Here is a 22,910-nt window from a genome sequence, read left to right as displayed (position 1 = left end):
ACGGAGACTCGAATGGCTGATAACCAGCAACTTACCGCGGAGCAGGTTCAGGCAATGCTTACGCGTGGTCCTTACCACCAGTGGCTCGGTCTGCGCGTGCTCGAAGTCGGCGAGGACTCGATCGAAATCGCCGCGACGTGGCGCGAAGAGTGGGTCGTGAACCCCGAACGCCGGTACACGCACGGCGGCATTCTTGCCGCGCTGATCGACCTCACGGCCGACTGGGCGCTGGTGTCGAAAACGGGCCGCGGCGTACCGACGATCGATCTGCGCGTCGACTATCACCGCGCGGCGATGCCCGGCGATCTCATCGCGCGCGGTAAGGTGGTGAAGTTCGGTAGCGCGATTTCGGTTGCGGAGGCGCATATTTACGACCAGTCCGGCGCGCTGCTCGCAAGCGGCCGGGGCGTCTATTCGACCGCGCCCGCACCCGCGCCGAAGGCATGATGAACACGGCGACATCGACGCTTGACCATGTGGTCGTGAACGCGATGTTCGAAACCGACGCCGCGGCGTCGTGTTTCGAAGCGCTCGGCTTCGCGTCTACCCCGCGCGGCTATCACTCGCTTGGCTCGGTCAATCACCTGATGATGTTCGATGGACATTATCTCGAACTGGTCGGCCTACCGCCCGGCGCCACCACGTTGCGGCGCGAGATTCTCGAAAGCCGTCTGGGTATAGACGGTCTCGTGTTCAAGACGGACGACGCGCAGGAAACCTATGCGCGATTGATCGATGCCGGCGTGCGTGCCAGTGAACCGCAGTCGTTCACGCGGCCCGTGGACATTGAAGGCGTCGAGCAGATCGCCCGTTTCCGGACAACCCGGCTCGCGGCCGAAGAACTGTCCGCCGGGCGCGTCTATTTCTGCGAGCACCTCACGCCGGAATGGGTCTTCCGTGCCGAATGGACGAAGCATCCGAACGGCGCGCAACGCCTGAAGGAATGTGTGATCGTGAGCGACGACCCGCAACTCGAAGCGCGCCGCTATGCGCTGATTGCCGGCGAGTCGGATCTCACATCGCCGTCCTCCCACCGCTCGCGCATTGCGTTGCGTGATTTCGATCTGGACTTTATCGATGGCGCGGCATATCGCGCGCGCTATGGCGACCTCGTATGTAACGCAGCAGGACGCGACAGCTATTTTGGCGCGGTCGTCGTCGAGGTAAGCGACCTTGCGGCGATGCGCGCACGTCTGGACGCGCTCGCGTCCCACGTCGACGAGAGCGTCGTGCGGCTGATGGCGCCGGCCCATGCGCAGAGCGGCGTGTCGTCCGTTGTCGTGCTGTTAGGCGAACTCAATACTGTCATTGAATTTATCGGAGCAGTTGAACATGCCCACGCCTGAGAATCTCGGCGATCTGATCGACGCCGACGGCGATCCGTGCAAGCTTGCAGTGATCGCGCTTGGGGAACCAGATGAAACGGGTTGCGCATGGCACGATACGCGCATGACCTACGGGGAACTCGACGCGCTGGCTGACGGCGTCGCGCGTGCACTGGTGCGGCGCGGTCTGAAAGTCGGCGAGCGCGTTGCCATTCTTGCGGCGAATCGCGCCGAATATGTCGCGGCGCTGCTCGGCATCATGCGCGCGGGAATGGTCGCTGTGCCCGTCAACTTCAGGTTTCCACCCGCGCTCTCCACTTTTGTGATTCGCGATAGCGGTGCACGTCTGATGTTTTGCGACGCCGCGCGACTTGCCGATTGCCCGGACGATCTGCCGACAGTCGTATTCGATTCGACGGGCGAGGAAAGTTTCGCTTCGTTCGTCGAACCTGGCCCGTTCGAGACTTTCGTCCCCACGCCCGACATGCCGGCAATGTTTCTCTATACGTCCGGCTCGACCGGCAAGCCGAAGGGCGTGATGCTGTCGCACGGCAGCCATCTGTGGGTGGCGCGTACGCGAGCGCGTGCGCAGCCACCGGCGGCGCATCGCTTTCTGGTGGCCGCGCCGATGTATCACATGAACGCGCTGACGCTCGTGCTGATGTCGTTGTACGGGCACGGTACGGTCGTACTGCTTCCGCAATTCACCGCGCGCATGTACATCACGGCGATCGAGCGCTATCGGGTCACGTGGCTCACCTCAGTGCCGCCGATGATTGCGATGATGCTGCGCGAAAAGGAGTTGCTCGCGCGAACGGATCTTTCATCGGTGCGTTTCATCCGGATGGGTTCGGCGCCCGTCAGCGAAAGTCTGCTTGCGCAGATCGGCGAGGTACTGCCGAATGCGAAGCTCACTAATGTCTACGGCACGACTGAAGGTGGGCCGATCGTGTTCGGGCCACACCCGCAGGGGATCGAACCGCCGTTGCTGTCGGTCGGATATCCGCATCCCGAAGTCAGCGTCAAGTTGCTCGACGCACCGCCGACAGGTGTGGCAACCGGCGTGCTGGCCGTCAAAAGCCCTGCCGTCATGCTCGGTTACCACAACCGGCCGGACCTGCCGCTACCGGTGACAGCAGATGGCTTTTATATAACCGGCGACGTATTTCACCGCGACGACCAGGGCTTCTATGCGTTCGTCGGCCGTGCGGACGACATGTTCGTGTCGGGCGGCGAAAACATCTTTCCCGGTGAAGTCGAGCAGATGCTCGAGACGCACCCGGATATCGTCCAGGCTTGCGTGGTGCCGGTTGCCGACGATATCAAGGGAACCAAGCCGGTGGCGTTTGTGGTGCGGCGCGCGGGTGCGTCGCTAACGGAAGAGGAAGCCAAACAGTATGCGCTGACGCATGCGCCCGCATACCAGCACCCGCGGCGCGTTTGGTTCGTCGACGCATTGCCGCTCGCGTCCACGAACAAGATCGATCGCGCCGCATTGAAAGCCATAGCGCTTGCGTCGTTGCAGGATAGCGAGGCCGCGTAAGTGAAACCGACACGACATTCAACATCATGGAGTTCAGTATGAACGAGAACTTTCGCGAGTTCCTGGAACGGCTGCGCGCGGCACAGCAACTGGTGGATATCCGGCAGCCCGTCGATATCCGCCACGTGGGCACGCTTGTCGACCAGAGCGACAAGGCGCTGCTGTTTCATAACGTGATCGGCTACGACATGCCGCTGCTGTCGGGTATTATCCGCACGCAGGAGCGCGCGATGATGGCAATGGGTTGCGACAGCTACTCCGAAATCGAGAAGATGCTGGCGCATGGCATTCAGAACCCGATTCCTCCTAAATACGTTGCCACGTCGGCCACGAAAGAAGTGATCTACAAAGGCGACGATGTCGATCTGTTCCGCCTGCCTATTCCGATGTCTTCGATTTTCGACGGTGGCCCGATGATTACCGCGGGCATCGTGATTTCTCGCGATCCGGAGTACGGCCTGAACAGCGGCATTTACCGCTTCATGGTTAAGGAAAAGGCACTGAGCGGCATCGACATCGTAACGCCGAACAATATGCGCATGTTCGCGCAGCGTGCCTACGAACAGGGACGTCCGTGCCCGATCTCCATTTCGATCGGCAACCATCCGATGGAAATCATGGGCGCCGGCTATCGCGCACCGATTGGCGTGGATGAAATGGCGATCGCGGGCGGCATTCGTGGCGTGCCGGTCGAACTGGCGCCTTGCGAGACTGTCGATCTGCCTTATATCGCCGACTCGGAGATCGTGATCGAAGCGGAAATCCTGCCGACGGGCTGGACGCAGCCGGAAGGCCGTTTCGGCGAATTCACCGCATTGATGGGCGGGCTGCACTGGAATCCGGACGTGCGCATCAAGGCGATCATGCATCGGCGCGATGCGATGTACTACTCGCTGCATATGCCGTGGGAAAACACGTGGCTCGCGGCACCGACGCGCTATCAGGCGATCCGCAGCGCGCTGCGCACGGCCGGCGTGCAGGTGAAGGACATCAACGTGACGTTGGGCGGCCGCGCATTCTGGCATGCGGTCATTTCGATCAGGAAGCAGGCGGGCGAAGGCAAGAACGCGCTGCTGGCGGCGCTGTCGGTGATGGATCTGAAGCATGTGGTGGTTGTCGATGACGACATCGACGTGTTCAACGGCGAACAGGTGGAATGGGCGATCGCGACGCGCGTGCAGGGTGACCGCGATCTGATCGTGATTCCCGGCGCGCGCGCCAAGCCGCTCGACCCGAGCCTGCCGGTGATGCCGCCTGGCATGGTGCCGACGGGCGCCAAGGTCGGTGTGGACGCAACGATCTCGGAAGGCATTCCGCACGAGCGCTACGAGCGCATTTCGTATGCGTACGCAGATACGGCGAAGATTGCGGACTACGTTGGCGGGAAGGCGGATACGGTGCATGTGTCGGAGCCGGAACAGGTGGAGGAGGCTGCAGTGGAAGCGCTCACGCTCATCGGCGACACGCCGCTTTACTACACCGAACTCGCCGAACGGCTGTCGAAATACGACTTCCGCACGCTGGCCCGCGCGCTCGGCGAACTGCATGAACGCAAGCAGTTGTGGAAAACCGCGGAAGGCAAGCTGTGCGTGCGCGGTTCGCGCTTCGACGCCGTGCCGCCGACGCGGCGCTGATTGCCGCGATGCCGTTCAGTGCGCTGCGCGGGCCGGCAGCGCTCCATCCACCCCATTGATGAGCTGACCTGATGCAACCCTACCTGCTTGCAAGGCGTGCGCTGTTTGCCGCCGTGATGTTCCTGCTCGCGCTGTCCGCGCAGGCCGCGCCGCTGCGCATCGGCTACTGGACGAGTGGAGTGAGCCTCGGCCTCGGCGCCGTGTTGGAAACCGGCGACTTCCTGAAGAAAGCCGGCATAGACGACGCACGTTTCGTGCACTTCGCCGAGGTTAATGCACCGGCGAGCGGACTCGCTGCCAATGTGATCGACGTGAGCTTCAGCGTGGCGGGCGCGAGCGCATTCAGCATCGCGGCGACCGGCGTGCCGATCAAGATCTTCGGTGCAACGGCGCCGGCCGATGTCACATTTGTCACGCCCGCCGACTCGCAGATCCAGTCGATCGCGCAGCTGCGCGGCAAGAAGATTGGCATGTCGCCGTCGGGAAGCTCGGTCGCGTTGATGACGGCTGCGGTGCTGAAAGCGAATTACGGCTTTAACGCCGGCGATTATTCGCTGGTGCCGGGCAATGAGGCGCGCCTCGCGCAGTTTCTCGTGCAGCACCAGGTCGACGCCGCGGCGCTGCGCTCCGTCACGGTCGCGCAATTGACGGAAGTGAAGACGCGACGTCTCGGCACGCTGGTGGAAGAATGGCACAAGCTGACGAAGTCCGATGCGATGCCTTATCTGGGCGTGGCTGCGGCACGCACGGAGTTGATCCAGCGCGATCCGCAATCGGTCGCGAAGCTGATTGTGGCGATTCACAATGCAATCGCCTGGGGCAACGCGCATCCGGATCAGGTCGCGGCGATCCTGCAGAAAGTCGCCAATCTGCCCGCAAGCGACGCGCAGATCTATGCCGCGCATTGGGCCGAGCTGAACAGCATCTCCTTCGAGCCAGTCGATATCGACACGCTCAAGCGCGAGCAGCAGATCTTCGCGGCGAGCGGCTCGATCAAAGGCACGCTTCCGCCCGACGTATTCGTCACCGGGCCGTACGAAACGGCAAAGAAGATCATAGCGGGTCAAAAGCCATGAGGACGCGTTTACGCGGGCAATGGCCGCATCCGGCGGAGAAAGGAGATGTTGCATGAGATCCCAATCCGCAGCACGGCGACGCATCGTGGTCGGTATCAGCGGCGCTTCGGGCGCGATCTACGGTGTGCGTTTGCTTCGTCTGTTACGCGATCTGGACGTGGAGTCACACCTTGTGGTCAGCCGTTCCGCACAGGTGACGCTTGCGCAGGAGTTGCAGATGCGGCTCGCCGATCTGCAAGCACTCGCGGACGTCAACTATCCGAATACCGATATCGGCGCGGCGATTTCGAGCGGCTCGTTTCGCGTAGACGGCATGATCGTTGCGCCGTGCTCGATCAAGACGCTGTCGGAAGTGGCCACCGGCTGCACTAGTTCGCTGCTTTCGCGAGCGGCAGACGTGATGCTCAAAGAACGCCGCCGTCTCGTGCTGATGGTGCGCGAAACGCCGTTGCATGCGGGTCATATCCGCAGTCTCGCAGCCGTCACGGACGCCGGTGCGATCGTCTATCCGCCAGTGCCGGCGTTCTACGCGCTGCCGGAAACGCTCGAGCAGATGGTCGATCATACGCTCGGGCGCGTGCTTGACCTGTTCGATATCGAATCACGAACCGTACGCCGCTGGAGCGGCACTGCTGCCTGATAGACGGTGCGACAGGGTGCTTTTTTTGTGTTCAGTTTACTTCCCTATATGCATCTCCTAGAATGACTTGAGGTTGGTGAGGTGCCTACAAAATGACGTAAGCATAATACGCAGCCATTCCTGGATAGTGCGTACGGGGGCGATATGGAAGGAAAAGTAATTTCTGGAGGCAAGGCCGCGGCCGAGGGCAAGTTGCTGGGCGAGTCGACTTATCTGGCCATGCGGCAGGCAATACTGTCCTGCTCGCTGAAACCGGGCAGCATGCTGACCGAGGCTGCGCTGATGGAGCAATACGGTGTCGGCAAGTCGACGTGCCGGCTGGCGCTTGCGCGTCTCACGCACGAAGGGCTGGTGCGTTCGGTGCCGCGACACGGCTACGTCGTCGTGCCGGTCACGCTGAAGGATGTCGAAGAGGTGTTCGCGCTGCGGCTCATTCTCGAACCCGAGGCCGCGCGGCTCGCGGCCGGCAAGGTGGACGCGAAGGCGCTGATGCGGATCGACCGCTCCGCGCGCGGCAATACGGCGTCGAAGAATCACGGCAACCGGATCGGTTTTTTCCTTGATGCGAACCGTGAGTTTCATCTGGTGATCGCAATGGCGTCGGGCAACGAACGTCTGGTGCGCAGCATCTCGGTGCTGTTCGACGAAATGGCGCGGCTGGTGGCGCTCGGTTTTAGTGACGAAGACGACAGCCCGGAAATCGCCGACGATCACCGCCAGCTGGTCGAGGTGCTGTCGGCAGGCGACGGCAAGTCGGGCGCGCGCATTACGCGCCGGCACATCGAGAAGTTTCGCGACATGACGATGGAGCGCGTGCTGCGCAGCATGAAGCAGGACTTCGAGCACGCGCCGCTAGTAGCGATCGGCAAGTAATACGGAGATTCCGCCTTTGCTTCAGGCGGAATCTCTCGATGAATGGTTGAACCGTGCTTTATGTTTTGATAAGGACATTTAGTAATCCTTCAAAGACGACGCTGGAGAGACCGGCTGCGTCGCTACTTCAGGCAAAGCACCATGAAATCATTTCGTTCCGTTCTAAAGGCAGCATGCGCACTCGTAATAGCCGGCGCGTGCCTTACCAGTGCGTATGCGGCGCCGCTGCGCGTGGGCTACTGGACCAGCGGCACCAGTCTCGGTTTCGGTGCCGTGCTCGAAGCGCAGAAGTTCTTTGAGAAACAGGGTCTGCAGGTGCAGTTCCTCCATTTTCCGGACGTGAACGGACCAACTACCGCGCTGGCTTCGAATGCGATCGATCTGGCATTCGGCACGAGCCTCGCGGGAGCATTCAGCCTGAGCCAGCAGGGTGTGCCGGTCAGGATGGTGGCCGCTACGCAGATTGTCGATGCGGAGATCGTCGTGCTCGCGGATTCGCCGATCCATTCCGCGGCTGAACTGCGCGGCAAGAAAGTCGGCATGTCGCCAATCGGCAGTGCGACCACCGGCGTCGGCACCGCCGTGCTCGACGGCAATTACGGGCTCAAGCTTGCCGACTATCGCCTGGTTGCGGGCGACGAGCCGCGTCTTGCGCAGTTCCTCGTTCAGAAAAACGTGGATGCCGCAGTCATGCGCCCCACCACGGTGGCGCAAGTGCCGGACAGTGCGCAGAAAGTCCGCGTCATCACGACTTTGTCCGATCAATGGAAACAGATGACGAAAGCGAGCACACCGCCCTATATCGGTGTCGCTGTGATGCGCAGCGAGTGGCTCAAGGACAACCCGGCGGATGCGGCGAAAGTGCTCGCGGCGATGCGCGAGGCGCTGGCCTTCGGCGCGGCCAATCCCGACGCGGTCGTGGCGATACTCAAGAAGGCCGGCAACATGAGTGACCAGGGCGCGCGTTTTTACGGCGATCACTGGACGACCATGAATACGGTCTCGTTCAAATCGGGCGACATCGACACACTGAAACGCACCTTCGAAGTTTTCAAGGCCGCCGGCACGCTGAAGGGCGAGCTTCCTGCGGATCTTTTCTATCAGAAGCCTTATCTCGACTCGGAAGCAGCCAAATGAGCGGATATCAGGAATGGGTCCGGGGCCACAAGGGCTGCTCTGGAGTACGGGCCTTCATCAACGGAGCAGCAATATGACGGGAAAGTGCGACGGTACGGTCGCGACCATTGGATTTCCGGCTAGCCGGATCCGCTGGCCGGAAGAGGGCATTACGCGCGTGCCGCTACGTGTGTTCTCCGATGCGGCAACCTACGAGCGCGAACAGGATGCCGTGTTTCGCGGGCCCACATGGAGTTTCCTCTGCCTCGACATCGAGATTCCAAACGCGGGTGACTACATCACGACCAAGGTCGGTCATACGTCGGTCATTGTCGTGCGCCAACAGGACGGCACCATTGGTGCGCTCGTGAACAAGTGTGTGCATAAGGGCTCGGTGCTTTGCTACGAAGCGCAGGGGCACCGCAAGCGTCCGAACTTCGTTTGCCCTTATCACAACTGGGTTTACAACTTCGACGGCGAACTGACGAGCGTCGCATTCGAGAAGGGCGTGCAGGGCAAAGGCGGCATGCCCGAGGATTTCGACAAATCGAAGTTCCGTCTGACGAAGCTGCGCGTGGAGACCATCCGCGGCCTCGTGTTCGGGTCGTTTTCCGAAGAAGCCCCTGCACTGAAGGACTATCTCGGACCGACAATGGTGCAGCACATCGAGCGCACACTATATGGGCAGGTAAAGATACTTGGCCGCTATAGTCAGGTGATGCACAACAACTGGAAACTCTACGTCGAGAATAGCCGCGACAACTACCACCCGAGCCTGCTGCATGCGTTTTTCTCGACCTTCAAGATCAACCGGTTGTCGGCGGAAGGCGGTACGTTGCAGGATGAGGATAGCCGGCATCACATCACCTTTACGAAGCGCTATACCGACGTTGGCGATCAGGCATACGACTCCGGTGTGATTCGTGCGATGCGCGACGATTTCGGCCTGAAGGATCCTTCGCTGATCGATCAATGGATGGAGTATCCCGATCAGATCACCAATGCGATCCAGAGCATTTTTCCGGGCTTCGTGCTGCATCAGATCATGAATTCCATCGGCGTGCGGCAGGTGGTGCCGCTCGGCGTGGATCGATGCGAACTGATCTGGACCGTGCTCGGCTTCGAGGAAGACACGCCGGAGCAAACGCTCATCCGGCGCAAGCAGAGCAATCTCGTCGGGCCCGCGGGTTTTGTTTCGATGGAAGACGGCACGATAGGCGCGTTCGTCGAAAAGGGTATTCGCGGCGATCTTGACGACGCCGCGGTGATCGAGATGGGCGGCAAGGGCACCGGCCCGATGGCGACCCGCGCGACCGAAACCTCGGTACGCGGCTTCTGGAAATTCTATAGAGAACTGATGGATGTCTAGCACGACGCGCTACCCTGACCTGGAGGTCAGCACCCAGACGGGCGCGAGTATCGCGCGCCTGATGGCCCACTATTGCAGTTCGATCGACAATGGCGACTTCGACCGCTGGCCGGAGTTCTTCACCGAAGATTGCACTTACCGCATTCTCACGCGCACCGATTTCGAAGCCGGTCGCGATTTCGGTATCTGGTTCTGCAACACGCGCGGCATGCTGCTGGATCGCGTCAGTTCGATCCAGTCGGTTAATGTGTTCGAGCCGCATGTCTACCGCCATGTACTTGGACCGACCGAAATCGTCAGCGTCGAAGACGGGCTGATCGGTTGCGAAACCAGCTACATGGTCGTGCGAACCGGCTATGAAGGTGGCATGGTTGTGTTCAGCGTCGGACGTTATATCGATCAGATCGTTGTCGAGGGCGGCCGCGCGCTGCTGCGCGAGCGCACCGTCGTCACGGATTCGTGCCGCTACGACACACTCGTTGCGCTGCCTCTGTAAGGATGCTGCCCGGATGACCGAACCCGCCCGCCGTTACCGGCTGCACCTAGAAAGCCAGCGGCGTCAGTCGCCGCCTTTTCATCTTCACGAAGCCGTGTGGCAGGTCGCCTGCGCGCGCCATCCCGATCTCGCACAACAAATCGACGTGACGTTCGGCTGGGACGGCGAGCGGTTCGCGCGTCCGCTCGACGACGTCGACTTCCTGCTGGCGTCGAGATTCCCGCATGAGGTGGTGAACGACGCGCCACGTCTGCGCTGGATTCACACGACAGGTGCCGGCGTCGATCAGTTGATGCCGCTCGATCGCCTGCGTCGCGACCTGATCCTGACGAACAGTAGCGGTATTCATAGCGATAAGGCCGCCGAATATACGCAAATGGCGTTGCTGATGCTGAATGCGCAACTGCCTGCCGTGTTGCAGGCGCAGCGGGAGCATCGCTGGGACGCGCGGCTCACCACGTCGATTCGCGGCAAGACGGCGCTGATAATCGGTTTCGGCGATCTGGGCATGGCGGCGAGCCACGCGGCGCGCGCGCTCGGCTTGCGAGTCATTGCACTGAACCGGAGCGGTGCGGCACCGGCGCAGGCGGTGGAAGCAGTCGATGTACTCGCAACGATCTCCGCACTCGACGACTGGCTGCCTCAGGCCGACTTCGTCGTTATCACGGCGCCGCTCACGCCGCAGACACGAGACCTGCTTTCCGCCGCGCGCCTCGCCCGCATGCGGCCCGGTGCGGGCGTCGTCAACCTTTCGCGCGCGGCGCTGATCGACCAAGCGGCGTTGTTTGAGCGATTGCGTTCCGGAGAGTGCGGCGGCGCATTGCTCGACGTGTTCGATCCCGAACCGTTACCGGCGGACCATGTGGCGTGGGACGTGGCGGGACTCGTCGTCACGCCGCACATTTCGTGCGACGCGCCCGATTACAACCTGCGGGTGCTCGAACTCTGGTTTGCAAATTTCGCCCGATTGCTGCGCGGCGAAGCGCTGGCGAATATCGTCGATCGCACTCGCGATTATTGAGCGGGGCGATGGGGTTCACGATCGGCGCCGGTGCAACGGCGGTGTACCGAAGCCCCAACTTTGCCGCCCTGCCCAGATTGGTATAAAGTCGATCCGTGATCGCCACGCGATGGATGCCCATTGCCGCCTCCGTCTCTCATGGGTTTGCCGCCAGCATGAAATACAAAGACTATTACGAAATCCTGGGTCTCGAGCGAAGCGCGTCTCAGGATGACATCAAACGTTCGTATCGGAAACTTGCGCGCAAGTATCACCCGGACGTCAGCAAGCACGCCGACGCCGAAGAGCGTTTCAAGGAGTTGGGCGAAGCCTACGAGGTGCTCAAGGATCCGGAGAAACGCGCCGCCTACGACCGCATGGGCAGCGACTGGCGCAACGGCCAGGACTTCCAGCCGCCGCCGAACTGGGACGAAGGTTTCGAATTCAGCGGGGCGGGCAGCGGGCCCGGCGAGCAAGCCGACTTCCACGACATCTTCGAGAAGATGTTTGGCGGCGCGCGTGGTGCGCATCCGCGGCAGCGGTCTTTCGATGCGCGCGGCGAAGACCATCACGCGAAGGTATTGATCGATCTCGAAGACGCCTATCGCGGCGCGCAGCGCTCGATTTCGCTGCAAATGCCGGTGGTCGATGCGCAAGGCCATGTTTCGCTGGAAACGCGCACGCTCAATGTCACCATTCCGAAGGGGATCCGCGCGGGCCAGCATCTGCGGCTAAGCGGCCAGGGATCCGCAGGCGCCACGCCCGAAACGGCCGGCGACCTCTACCTGGAAATCGCTTTTCGGGACCATCCGCGTTTTCAGGTGGACGGGCGCGACGTTTCGCTCGAGTTGCCGGTGGCACCGTGGGAGGCGGCCCTCGGCGCACAGGTTACCGTGCCCACGCCCGACGGTTCCGTCGAGATGACGGTGCCGGCGGGTTCCGCCGGCGGCAGGCGCTTGCGGCTCAAAGGCAAGGGCATTCCGGCCAACCCGCCTGGCGATCTGTATGTGATTCTGAACATTGTCCTGCCGCCGGCGGATAGCGAATCAGCGAAGGCCGCTTACGATGCGATGCGGCAGGCGTTCAATTTCGATCCGCGCGCGCACTTCTATCGGTGATTATCGTGAAAGAGACGAGTACGACGACCTATTTGCAAGGGCAGATTGTCGATGAGAACATCGAATTCACTCTGGTCGAATTGAGCCGGGTGAGCGGGGCATCGGAGGAGGAGTTGACGCTCTGGGTTTCCGAAGGCGTGTTCGAGCCCAAGGGCGAGCAGCCGCAGGAATGGCGCTTCAGCGGCGCGGCGTTGCGGCGCGTGCAGACCGCGCAGCGGCTCGCGCACGACTTCCAGATCAATCCGCCCGGCGTTGCGTTAGCGCTCGATCTGCTCGACGAGATCGACGTGTTGCGCTCGCGTGTCAAGCGTCCTCGCGGAAGCTAGGCGCGCCTGCGCGACGTCCTGCTGCACGGCTTTCGTCAGGCTACCTGATGATCCGCTGACGCGGGACCGCATGCGGCTTGCGCGGCGGAAAGCGTTGGTAAAGCGGCCTGCAGTGCTCGGGCAATGGCGAGCGAGATCCGGTAGCGGCCGAGGTCGCTGGGTCTGCCGGTGACGTCGTGCGTGCTGTAGTCGAACCGGGTGGTGCCATCGTCCGAATAGTCGCCGGTGTCGGCAACGAGAAGACTGATGATGCATTTTCCCGGCTTCCCGCCATCTCCTGGCAGGCACAGGTGAATCCGCGCGAAAAGATCGGGATAATCGTGGGAGCGATCCAGCACCTGCTCGTAGACGGGTGAAAGGGTGAGGCCGTGAAGCGTGACGGAAAAGCCGTGCTGGCCGCTCAATGCTTTATAGACGATTCCTTTGAGCGCGAATCGCGGATCCTCGGTGGGCGTTTCGAGCGCAAGCGCGAGATCTCGAACGGCGGCGTCGAGCGTCGCAGCACGATCCAGCAGCCATAAAACTTCTTCGGTGTTCGACATGAAGGCCTCTATCTGATATCGCCGCGGAACGGCACCTCAAGGGCGACGCATTCTCGCGCCAGTTGATCCCACCTTAGAGTTCATGCTCAAGAGGGGATTGATACAAATCAACCTATCCAACGTTGCGATTGTTGAACGGATTGCGCGGATTGCGCTACTGGCGCAACCCGGTGTCCGGCATGCGTGCGCGTATCGACTATTGGGAGAACGTCCCGGTTGACTGGAATCAATGGTTGCTTCGTTTATCCGTCTAGTCTGAGTATCAGATCGAGTCCCGATTTGAGAGGGACTTTCCACACAGGAGGATACGGGACATGAATGCAGGCGATATCTGTACTAGAGACGTTGTGACGTGCGGGCTGAACGCAACCGTTCTCGACGCATGCAAGATCATGCGCGATCGTCACGTTGGCGATGTTGTGGCGGTGGAGAAAAGCGCGGATGGAAAGATTCACCCTCGCGGCCTGCTGACTGACCGCGATATCGTGCTCGCGGTGCTCGCACGGGAAGTCGATGCGTTCGGGCTTTTTGTCGGCGACGTCATGTCCTCGCCGCTCATCGTCGCATACGAGGGGGAAGACGTGTGGCAGGTCGTGAAGCGGATGCGTCTGCACGCCATACGGCGCATGCCTGTCGTCAGCAATGCGGGCGAACTGGTTGGACTGCTTTCGTTCGACGATCTGCTCGATGCGACATGCGTCCTGCTCGCCGAACTATCGCTTGTGACAGGGCGGCAGCCGCATTTCGAGGAGAAACAACGCGCGTGACCGTTCATGCGAGGTCAGGTATCCGTCGGGGCGTCGGAGCAGCAGAGAGATGTCGAACTCGCGTGGACCCAACGCACACGTATCAGGCCATCTGACCGATGGTTCTGCGAAAACGCCGCAATGCCATCGCAAACAGCACCGAGCCGATCGCAATCAGGATCAGAAACGGCCGCCATGCGACATCGAGGCCGGCGCCGCGATACAGAATGGCCTGCCCAAGCTCGACGAAGTGAGTAGTGGGTGCGAAAAACATGACATCCTGAACGATCTTCGGCATGCTTTCCCGCGGCGTGATGCTTCCGGAGAGCATCTGCAACGGCAATAGCACGAGGACCAGCAGCATGCCGAACTGCGGCATGCTGCGCGCGAGCGTCGCCATGTAAATGCCCATCGAAGTCGTGGCGAACAGATGCAGCGCCGTGCCGACCATGAACAGGGCCACCGAGCCTTCAATCGGCACATGCAGCGCGCCGCGCACCACGAAGGTCAACGAAGCCGTGGCCACCACCATGACCACGAGTCCCATCGACCAGACTTTCGCCAGCATGATCTCTGCCGGAGTGACCGGCATGACCAGCAGATGTTCGATCGTGCCGTGTTCGCGCTCGCGGATCAGCGCGGCGCCCGTGAGAATGATCGACAGCATCGTGACGTTGTTGATGATCTCCATCAGCGCGCCGAACCAGGTCTGATCGAGATTCGGATTGAAGCGCATGTGCACGGCGAGATCGACGGGCGGCGGCGCGGTGTCCCGATAGCGCGCGACAAAGCCGGAAATCTCGTCGGTCACGATCTGCTGCACGTAGCTGCTACCTGTGAACGCCTGGCTCATGCGGGTCGCGTCGACGTTCAGCTGGATCGACGCAGGTTTTCCGGCCAGCACGTCGCGCTGGAAGTTCGGCGGAATGTCGAGTGCGAAAGTGTATTCGCCCGTATCGAGCCCGTGATCGACCTGCGCGGGGGCGATCAGGCGAGGAATGCCGAACTGGGGAGGAAAGAACGCCGAAGCAATGCGGGCGGACAACGGCGAGGCGTCTTCGTCGACGATCGCGATCGGTGCCATATGCAGCGTGTCGGGCTGCGCGGTAGCGGCGGAATAGATCGCCACGGTGAAAGTATACGCGATCAACACCAGCATGGTCGGGTCGCGCCACAGGCTCCACAGTTCCTTGATCCCGAGTCGGTAGATGTTCGAGAGGCGGCGCATGCTCAGGTCTCCTGCTTTTTGAGGAGTACCGTGGTCAAGCCGAGTACCACCGGTATGGCGGCCAGCAGCGGCCAGAATTGTGCGTGAAGATCGGTAAAGCCCAGCGCCTTGTTGATCACGCCGCGGCTGATCGTGAACATGTAGGTGGCCGGATAGATCGAGCCGATTATGCGCCCGCTGCCTTCCATCGAAGACAACGGATTGATCAGGCCGGAAAACTGGATGGCCGGGATCAGCGTGCCGATCATGGTCAGGAAGATCGCGGCAATCTGGCTGCGGGTGAACGTGGATGCCAGCATGCCCATGCCGGTCGCGACGATGCTATAGATCAGCACTGCGGCCAGTAGCGTCAGAAAGTTGCCTTTGACCGGCACGCCGAAAGCGATTCGTGCCAGCATGGTCATCAGCAGGAAATTGAGCAGCGCCAGTACGACATAAGGAACCTGCTTGCCCAACAGAAACTCGCTGCGCGTGACCGGCGTGACATACAGATTGATGATCGAGCCGAGTTCGCGCTCACGCACTACCGCCAGCGCGGTCAGCATGGCCGGCAGCATCAGGAGCAGTAGCGGGATGATCGCGGGCACCATCGCCGGGGCGCTCTTCACGTCGGGGTTGTAGCGAAAGCGCGTTTCAATGTTGACCTGCGCGGCCGGTGTCAGGCCGAGGCGGTGGATGCTCTGATCCATCAGCCAGGCCTGATGCAGCCCGAGCACATAGCCGCGGATGGTTTCCGCGCGCTGCGGCATTGCGCCGTCGATCCACACACCCAGTTGCACCGGGGCGCCGCGTTGCAGATCGCGTGCGAAATTCGGGGGGATTTCGATGGCGAGCGAGAGCTGACCGCTGCGCATGCGCTTGTCCAGATCGTTGTAGTCGCTGAGCGGGGCCTGTTCCACGAAATAGCGCGAACCCGACATGTTCAGCGCGTAGTCGTGACTCAGTTCGGTCTGGTCGCGGTCGAGAACCGCGTAAGTGAGGCTTTCGACATCGAGACTCACGCCATAGCCCATCACGAACATCAACACCAGTGAACCGAGCAGGGCGAGCGTGGCACGTACCGGGTCGCGGCGCAATTCGAGCGCCTCCCGCCAGATATAGGTGAGGGCGCGGCTCGGGCTGAACGCGCGAGGGCGGGAGCGGTTCGAGGATCGATCCAGCGTGCCCGTCCCGGAATCGCTCGTGCTTGCGGGCGCTTCGATCATTGCTTCGGCGCCGCCTTCTTCGGCCTTGTCGGCACCCGCTTCGATCAGGTAGCCGATGAAGGCCTCCTCCAAGGTTGCCGTGCCGCGCAGGCGCACGAGTTCCGCCGGTGCCTCGGTCGCGAGCACGCGGCCCGCATGCATCAGCGAGATGCGGTCGCAGCGCTCTGCCTCGTTCATGAAGTGCGTGGAGATGAAAATCGTGACCTGGTCGCGGCGGGCGAGCTCGATCATCAACTGCCAGAAGTTGTCGCGAGCGACGGGGTCCACGCCTGAAGTCGGTTCGTCGAGAATCAGCAGTTCCGGCTTGTGCACCATCGCGACCGCCAGCGAGAGGCGTTGGCGCATGCCGAGCGGCAAACTGTCCGGCAACGCGTCGCGTACGTCGCTCAGGCCGAAGCGGCTCACCATCTCGTCGACCCTGGCGGCAATCTCCTGCGGCGGCACGTGAAAGAGCTGTGCATGCAGCACCAGATTCTGCTGAACCGTCAGCTCGCCATAGAGCGAAAAGGCCTGCGACATGTAGCCGACGCGGGTGCGCGTGTCGATATCGTTGGGATCGACTTCGCGTCCGAACAGCTTGGCCGAGCCTTCGCTGGCGGGCAGCAGTCCGGTCAGCATCTTCATCGTGGTCGACTTGCCGCAGCCGTTGGAGCCGAGAAAGCCGAAGATTTCGCCGCTGCGGATGCGGAAGCTGACGTGGTCCACCGCGACGAAATCGCCGAAGCGCATGGTCAGATCGCGTGCTTCGATGGCGAGGTCGGCAGCGGCGTCGGCCGGCAGCGGTTCGACAACGACCGGCTGATGACCGCGGCGCCGTTCCTCCGGCAGCAGCGCGATGAACGCCGCTTCCAGCGTGTCGCTGTGCGTGCGCTCGAGCAGGGCGCGTGGCTCGCCTGTCGCGAGGATCCGTCCAGCGTCCATCGCGACGAGCGAATCGAAGCGCTGCGCTTCGTCCATGTAAGCCGTTGCGACGATCACGCTCATGCCGGGGCGGCCCTTGCGGATGCTCGCGATCAGATTCCAGAACTGCGCGCGTGCCAGCGGATCGACGCCGGTGGTCGGCTCATCGAGAATCAGCAGATCGGGGTCGTGGATCAGCGCGCAACAGAGCGCCAGCTTCTGCTTCATGCCGCCGGAGAGTTTGCCCGCCGGGCGCGCCAGAAACGGTTTCAGGCCGGTGCTGCGGGTCAGTGAGTCGATGCGTCGGCGGCGCTCCGGGGCGTCGTGGCCGAATAGCCGCGCAAAGAACTGCAGGTTCTCCTCGACGGTCAGTGTCGGGTACAGATTCTTTCCCAAACCCTGCGGCATGTAGGCGATACGAGGGCAGACGAGCGCGCGGTGCCGGCGCGAGCGCATGTCGCCGCCGAGCACCTCGACGGTGCCTTGCTGAACCGCGCGGGCGCCGGCTGCGAGCGCCAGCAGGCTCGACTTGCCGACGCCGTCGGGCCCGATCAGCCCGGTCATGCGGCCGGCGGGAAAATCCAGCGTGAGGTTGTCGAGCGCAAGGGTTTTCGCATAACGCAGCATGACGTTGCTCAGCCGGATGACCGGCGGAGCTTCAGCCGCCGTCACGCCGCTCACTGCGGCACCTTGATCGCGAGCGAAGCAGGCCACGCGGCGTGCTGATCGATCCTGATCCACGCGACGCCCGGCAGGCCTGTCTTGACGAGCTTCAGATGCTGCAGCAGCAGTTCGCGATTGATGCGCGCCTTGACGCGGAACATCAGTTTCTGGCGTTCGCTGCTGGTTTCCACGGTCTTCGGCGTGAACTGCGCGGTGCTGGCGACGAAGGAGACGGTGGCGGGAATCACATAGGTGGGCGCGGCATCGAGTATCACGCGCACTTCGGCGCCCAGCGCGACTTTGCCGACCACCGTCTCCGGCAGGAAGAACGTCATGTAGACGTCGGAGAGGTCGGCGATGTTGAGAACCTTGCCACCCGCGGGGAGCACTTCGCCGGCCTCGGCGATGCGATATTGCACGCGGCCGTCGCGCGGCGCCGTCAACTGGCTGTCGCTGATGTCGGCTTCGACGCGCGCAACGGTCGCGAGAGCGGCGCGCTCCGCCGAATGCGCGGCCACCAGTTGCGCACGTGTCGCGTCGACGGCAGCCTGGGCGGCGGTGACCTGGGCTCTCGCGGCGCGGACCGTGGCTTGCGCGCCGCGCTCGCGGGCGCGATCGTCGTCGAGTTCCTGCATGGACGACGCGCCGTCGCGCGACAGCGTTTCCGAGCGCGCCAGCTTGCGTTGCGCGGCGTCCAGTTCGCTTTCGCGCTGGGAGACCACGGCTTCGGCAGCCACCTTGTCGCTCTGCCGCTGCACGACCTGCGCTTCGATGCTAAGCGCGGTGTTGATCGCCTGCTGATGTTGCGCGCGGGCTTCGGCAAGCTGTGCGTCGAGCACGGTCACCTGCATGGTCGCAAGCGGCTGCCCCGCCTTGACGAAGTCGCCTTCGTCGACGGCAATGGTCTCGACGCGGCCGGCCAGTTTGGTTGCCACGTCGATTTCGGTCGCCTCGATGCGGCCGTTGCCGCTCACGAAACCTGCTGCGGGGCCCGAGTCATGCAACATCGTCCAGCCGTAGTATCCGGCCACAACGATCGCGGCCAGTAAGGCGACGCCGAGCGTCAGTTTTTTTCTGCTGGGGCTCATGGCAATGGGCCTTGTTTGAGTGTGATGTCAGCGGCTGAAGGCGGGGGAGTCGGATCTGCATCCTGCACGCCTCCACCCAGCGCGGCATAGAGCGCGACGCGGCTCGTGAGCAATGCGCGCCGTGTCTGTATCAGTTGCTGCCGTGCGTTGAGCAGATCGCGCTGCGCGTCGAGCACTTCCAGAAACGGTGTCGCGCCGTTGTCGTATCGCAGCCTGGCAAGCCGCGCGCGCTCGGACTGCGCCACCAGCGTGTCGGTTTCCGCCTGAACCTGCGCGGCGAGCCACTCTCTTGCCGACAGTGCGTCGGCTACGTCGCGAAAGGCGTCCTGAATGGTTTCTTCGTATTGCGCCACTGCTTCGCCTTCGCGGGCCTTCGCGAGTTCCAGATTGCTGCGATTGCGCCCGGCATCGAAGATGGGCAGTGAGACGTTGGGCGTGAAGATCCACGCGCCGCTACCCGACGCGAACAGGTGCTGAAGATCGGTGCTCGTCGACCCGATGGCACCCGTGAGCGTGACGCGCGGAAAGAATGCCGCGCGTGCCGCGCCGATATTCGCGTTCGCGGCCCGCAGCCGATGTTCCGCCGCGACAATGTCCGGACGCCTCTCCAGCAATGACGACGGCAGTCCCGCATGCAGATCCGGGCCAACGCTCGCGTCGTTCAGCGGTGCCGGGAGCAGCGGGGCGGCCGCGCCGACCAGGACGGCGAGCGCGTGGGCCTGAGCGGCTCGCGACTGTTCCAGTTGCGCAACCAGCGTTTGCGCCTGCTGCAGCAGAATTTCCGACTGCCGGAGATCGAGCTTCGAGATCGCTCCCACCTCGAAGCGGCGGCGGAAAATGCGCAGCGATTCAGAGCGGCTTGCGATCGTCTCGCGTGCAACGGCGATACGCTCATCGAGTTCGCGCAGCAGCAGATAATTGTCCGCTACGTTTGCGATCACGCTGATGGTGGCCGCACGGCGCGCGGCGTCGCTCGCCAGAAATTCCTCAAGGGCTGCGTCCTTGAGGTTGCGCACGCGGCCCCAGAAGTCGAGCTCCCAATTGCTTTCCGTCAGCCCGACCTGATACGCCTCACCGTCGATGCTTCCGCCGGGCAGGAGTACGCCAGGCGCGCGGAAACGGACATAGGAGCCGCCGGCGGAGATCGTCGGGAGCGTGTCGGCGCGCCGGATACCGTACGTTGCACGAGCTTCTTCGACGCGCTGCACGGCAATGCGCAGTTCCCGGTTGCCGGTTAGCGCCTGCTCGATCAGGGCCTGCAGTTGGGCGTCGGGAAAATAGCTGCGCCAGTCGATCTGGCTGGCGGCCGATGTGGCGTCGGCGGACAATGTTCCGTCGGCGGAAGACCCGGTCGACCAGGTGTCGGGAACCGGCAGCGCGGGGCGTACGTAGTGCGGCGCGAGCGACATGCATCCGCCGGCGCCGAGCGCCGCTGCCAGTACGAGCGCCGATGCGAACCGTGTGCCGCTGCGAGGCGAGCGGCGTGTTGCTGGCGGCGGTCGTGAATGCGGCGATGAGAACATGTGAGCGTCTGGTGAATTGGCCAGGGTGTTTCGATCAGGGCAATGGCCCGTGCCCCAGCAAGTTTTATGCTGCAAATACTTATAACCGACGCTATGGATGGGGCAGCTTGATCTGGATCATGTGGATACGGACAGGTCGGGGCCGCTTTCCTTGTATCGCAATGTATCTGGCCCGCGGCCCGATACATGACGTTTCATCCGCGGGCATTGGCGACACAAGCCAGATACTTCTGCCGGGTCTAATGCTTCCAGGCCGGTTCATCTGGCTTGACGCTCTCGCACACAAGGAGAATAGCCATGTCTGACCGGATCAATGACCGGCGTCGCCGTCTGCTCGGGACGGCGCTTGCGGGCCTCAGCCTGATGGAACTCGGGCTCGGCGGAATCGCCCACGCGCAGGCGAGCGGTACGAACGCGGGGCCACGTGCCGCCGGCTTCGATAACCTGAAGCAGATCGACGCAGGCACGCTGAGCGTGGGATATGCAGAAGCAGGTCCGCAGAATGGGCCGGTGGTGATCCTGCTGCACGGTTGGCCCTACGATATCCACAGCTTCGCCGAAGTCGCGCCGTTGCTGGCAGCCGCGGGCTACCGCGTCATCGTGCCGTATCTGCGCGGCTACGGCATGACGCGTTTCCTCTCAGCGGACACGCCCCGCAATGGGCAACAGGCGGCCATTGCCGTGGACATCATTGCATTGATGGACGCGTTGAAGATCGACATGGCGATTCTTGGCGGCTTCGATTGGGGCGCGCGCACGGTGAACATCATCGCGGCGCTGTGGCCGCAGCGATGCAAGGCGATGGTGTCGGTGAGCGGCTATCTGATCGGCAGTCAGGAAGCCAACCGGGCGCCGTTGCCGCCGAAGGCGGAACTGGCATGGTGGTATCAGTTCTATTTCGCCACGGAGCGAGGCTATGCAGGCTACGAAGCGAACCGCCACGACTTCAACAAACTGATCTGGCATACGGCATCGCCGAAATGGAATTTTGACGATGCAACCTTCGAGCGCTCGGCGCAGTCGTTCAACAACCCGGATCACGTTGCGGTGGTGATACACAACTATCGCTGGCGTCTGGGTCTGGTCAAGGGCGAGGCGCAATACGACGAACTGGAGAAGCGTCTGGCACTGGCGCCGGTCATTACCGTGCCGACCATCACGATGGAAGGGGACGCGAACGGCGCACCGCATCCCGAACCGGCAGCGTACGCGAAGAAGTTCACCGGCAAGTATGCGCACCGGAACATTGGCGGCGGTATCGGCCACAACCTGCCGCAGGAGGCGCCGAAGGCATTCGCCGATGCAATCGCCGACGTCGCCCGGTTGTGAGGGGACTTTGCGTCCGTGACCTTGCTCGTCACGAATCGCGATCCGCTACGCCCCGCGAGACCGCCCCCGCCGTTCGTTGCCGATACGACCGCGACGCTTGGGTGCTGCCGCCCGACTCGCCCGCTGTGCAACCGCGGATTGCGATTCATAAGTCCGTTGCAGAGGCCCACCGAACCTTCGGACCGCCCAATTCTTCAGTCAAATCAACGCGATTAACCAAGGGTAACTACCTACAAAACAGTGCGCCAGACGCCGGTTTAACAAAGTTAGAATGTTTCATCTAATTCTGTATCGCAGAACGATTCGAGGGGACTGGGAGCCGTCAGGCCAACAATCCGCATGCTTGCAGGCTGTTTTCGCATACCTCGTCTGGAGCAATGTGCAGGTTTAAAGAAGGAGTGCAGAGTGTATTTTTCGACGCCGGATCAGTTTATCTCCATGCAAAGTGCCAATGTTGCCGTCGCATTTTCGTTGGCGCAGCAAACATTCCAGTATTTTGAAGAACTGGCCAGGTTGAACCTGCAGGCAGCCAGGGCCACGCTCGCCGAGAGCGAACAGGCCTGGCAACTGGCCGTCTCCGGTAAGACGCCGATGGAATTGTTTGTTTATCAAGCCGGCAATGCGAAACCGGTGGCGGAGAAAGTGCTGTCGTATAACAGTCACCTGTTTGGAATTGCGAATAGCGCGCAGGCCGAGTTTCTGAAACTCTTCGAAGATCGCTTCGCGCAGTCGAACGCAAAAATGCAGACGGCCATGGACGATTTTTCCCGCAATGCGCCGGCAGGTTCGGAGGTCGCGGTCACCGTGTTCAAGTCCGCGGTTTCCAGCGCGGGGGTAGCCTACGAAGCAATGCGCAAAGCCGCCGCACAAGCCATTGCCGTGGCGCAGGCAGGCCAGGCCGCACCTGTGCCTACGCGGGACAAATAAAGCAGATCAACCAATAGCAATGCTCACACAGCCTGGCGCAAACGCTTCACGGCTGTTGCTCCGCTTTCCTGCAAGCAGGACGGATCGACCGATTCGGAGACGAAATGGGTATCGCATTGCTTGCCAACTCGTTCGAAGGGCGATCCGAAGGCGCTAAAAAAGTTAGCCGGGAATGTAATGGGAAGTCACGCCTCTTTTAAGAATGATCTTCTGCATATCGAAACGATAGTCACAACGCTTGAG

21 protein-coding genes are annotated in these 22,910 nt (G+C 62.1%); 16 read left to right on the top strand and 5 right to left on the bottom strand.

Translation table 11 applies throughout. From position 1 onward, the window contains the following. Window positions 1-12 precede the first annotated feature (12 nt). The 13 genes from NE850_RS26875 (at window position 13) to NE850_RS26815 (ending at window position 12,516) form a co-directional block, all read left to right on the top strand. Window positions 13-447, top strand: a complete 435-nt coding sequence (locus NE850_RS26875) for a PaaI family thioesterase (RefSeq protein ID WP_007176425.1) — start codon at window positions 13-15, stop codon at window positions 445-447. After that, window positions 444-1,346, top strand: coding sequence for a VOC family protein (locus NE850_RS26870; protein ID WP_007176426.1), 903 nt, complete (start codon window positions 444-446; stop codon window positions 1,344-1,346). Before NE850_RS26875 ends, NE850_RS26870 begins: the two co-directional genes overlap by 4 nt. Continuing rightward, entirely contained in the window at window positions 1,333-2,868 is a 1,536-nt protein-coding gene (locus NE850_RS26865; protein ID WP_007176427.1) for a class I adenylate-forming enzyme family protein, read from the top strand. The genes NE850_RS26870 and NE850_RS26865 overlap by 14 nt, the downstream gene beginning before the upstream one ends. A gap of 38 nt (window positions 2,869-2,906) precedes the next feature. Further along, entirely contained in the window at window positions 2,907-4,502 is a 1,596-nt protein-coding gene (locus NE850_RS26860; RefSeq protein ID WP_007176428.1) for a UbiD family decarboxylase, read from the top strand. Between the two features lie 71 nt (window positions 4,503-4,573). After that, window positions 4,574-5,578, top strand: coding sequence for an ABC transporter substrate-binding protein (locus tag NE850_RS26855; RefSeq protein WP_007176429.1), 1,005 nt, complete (start codon window positions 4,574-4,576; stop codon window positions 5,576-5,578). Window positions 5,579-5,630: 52 nt separating this feature from the next. Continuing rightward, entirely contained in the window at window positions 5,631-6,218 is a 588-nt protein-coding gene (locus NE850_RS26850) for a UbiX family flavin prenyltransferase (RefSeq protein ID WP_007176430.1), read from the top strand. Between the two features lie 144 nt (window positions 6,219-6,362). Beyond that, entirely contained in the window at window positions 6,363-7,091 is a 729-nt protein-coding gene (locus NE850_RS26845) for a GntR family transcriptional regulator (RefSeq protein WP_165187932.1), read from the top strand. Between the two features lie 141 nt (window positions 7,092-7,232). After that, the gene (locus NE850_RS26840; RefSeq protein WP_165187934.1) at window positions 7,233-8,228 is read left to right on the top strand and encodes an ABC transporter substrate-binding protein; all 996 of its coding nucleotides are present in this window, start codon (window positions 7,233-7,235) and stop codon (window positions 8,226-8,228) included. A gap of 73 nt (window positions 8,229-8,301) precedes the next feature. After that, a complete protein-coding gene (locus NE850_RS26835; RefSeq protein WP_007176433.1) occupies window positions 8,302-9,576 on the top strand; it encodes an aromatic ring-hydroxylating dioxygenase subunit alpha in 1,275 nt (424 codons plus the stop codon). Further along, entirely contained in the window at window positions 9,569-10,072 is a 504-nt protein-coding gene (locus NE850_RS26830; protein WP_007176434.1) for an aromatic-ring-hydroxylating dioxygenase subunit beta, read from the top strand. Before NE850_RS26835 ends, NE850_RS26830 begins: the two co-directional genes overlap by 8 nt. 13 nt (window positions 10,073-10,085) lie before the next feature. Further along, window positions 10,086-11,093, top strand: a complete 1,008-nt coding sequence (locus NE850_RS26825) for a D-2-hydroxyacid dehydrogenase (protein ID WP_165187936.1) — start codon at window positions 10,086-10,088, stop codon at window positions 11,091-11,093. Window positions 11,094-11,248: 155 nt separating this feature from the next. Next, entirely contained in the window at window positions 11,249-12,190 is a 942-nt protein-coding gene (locus NE850_RS26820; RefSeq protein WP_007176436.1) for a DnaJ C-terminal domain-containing protein, read from the top strand. After that, window positions 12,187-12,516 carry a chaperone modulator CbpM gene (locus tag NE850_RS26815; protein WP_007176437.1) on the top strand — a complete coding sequence of 110 codons (330 nt, stop codon included), beginning with the start codon at window positions 12,187-12,189 and terminating at the stop codon, window positions 12,514-12,516. Before NE850_RS26820 ends, NE850_RS26815 begins: the two co-directional genes overlap by 4 nt. Before the next feature lie 35 nt (window positions 12,517-12,551). On the opposite strand, the gene NE850_RS26810 is transcribed toward NE850_RS26815, so the two are convergent. After that, window positions 12,552-13,058 (bottom strand): hypothetical protein, encoded by a 507-nt coding sequence (locus tag NE850_RS26810; protein WP_007176438.1) that lies wholly within the window; start codon window positions 13,056-13,058, stop codon window positions 12,552-12,554. 314 nt (window positions 13,059-13,372) lie between these two features. Between NE850_RS26810 and NE850_RS26805 the strand changes: the two genes are divergently transcribed. Beyond that, on the top strand, window positions 13,373-13,825 hold the full coding sequence (locus tag NE850_RS26805; protein WP_007176439.1) for a CBS domain-containing protein: 453 nt from the start codon (window positions 13,373-13,375) through the stop codon (window positions 13,823-13,825). 82 nt (window positions 13,826-13,907) lie between these two features. On the opposite strand, the gene NE850_RS26800 is transcribed toward NE850_RS26805, so the two are convergent. Genes NE850_RS26800 through NE850_RS26785 form a run of 4 tightly spaced genes read right to left on the bottom strand, consistent with a single transcriptional unit; the run spans window position 13,908 to window position 20,411 of the window. After that, window positions 13,908-15,032, bottom strand: a complete 1,125-nt coding sequence (locus NE850_RS26800) for an ABC transporter permease (protein WP_007176440.1) — start codon at window positions 15,030-15,032, stop codon at window positions 13,908-13,910. Window positions 15,033-15,034: 2 nt separating this feature from the next. Beyond that, on the bottom strand, window positions 15,035-17,764 hold the full coding sequence (gene rbbA / locus NE850_RS26795; protein WP_232064423.1) for a ribosome-associated ATPase/putative transporter RbbA: 2,730 nt from the start codon (window positions 17,762-17,764) through the stop codon (window positions 15,035-15,037). 50 nt (window positions 17,765-17,814) lie between these two features. Beyond that, the gene (locus tag NE850_RS26790; protein WP_007176442.1) at window positions 17,815-18,888 is read right to left on the bottom strand and encodes an HlyD family secretion protein; all 1,074 of its coding nucleotides are present in this window, start codon (window positions 18,886-18,888) and stop codon (window positions 17,815-17,817) included. After that, window positions 18,885-20,411 carry an efflux transporter outer membrane subunit gene (locus NE850_RS26785; RefSeq protein ID WP_007176443.1) on the bottom strand — a complete coding sequence of 509 codons (1,527 nt, stop codon included), beginning with the start codon at window positions 20,409-20,411 and terminating at the stop codon, window positions 18,885-18,887. Before NE850_RS26785 ends, NE850_RS26790 begins: the two co-directional genes overlap by 4 nt. 297 nt (window positions 20,412-20,708) lie before the next feature. On the opposite strand from NE850_RS26785, the gene NE850_RS26780 reads away from it, so the two are divergent. Together NE850_RS26780 and NE850_RS26775 are read left to right on the top strand one after the other, a co-directional pair. After that, complete coding sequence (locus NE850_RS26780) at window positions 20,709-21,740, top strand: alpha/beta fold hydrolase (protein WP_007176444.1); 1,032 nt, start codon at window positions 20,709-20,711, stop codon at window positions 21,738-21,740. 405 nt (window positions 21,741-22,145) lie between these two features. Beyond that, complete coding sequence (locus NE850_RS26775; RefSeq protein ID WP_165187945.1) at window positions 22,146-22,667, top strand: phasin family protein; 522 nt, start codon at window positions 22,146-22,148, stop codon at window positions 22,665-22,667. Window positions 22,668-22,910: the final 243 nt, after the last annotated feature.

Origin of the sequence: Paraburkholderia sp. USG1 (genome assembly GCF_031570135.1) — a bacterium.
GTDB lineage: Bacteria > Pseudomonadota > Gammaproteobacteria > Burkholderiales > Burkholderiaceae > Paraburkholderia > Paraburkholderia dioscoreae.
The sequence above is the reverse complement of the archived record's forward strand: the minus strand, read 5'-3'. Positions and strand labels throughout refer to the sequence as shown.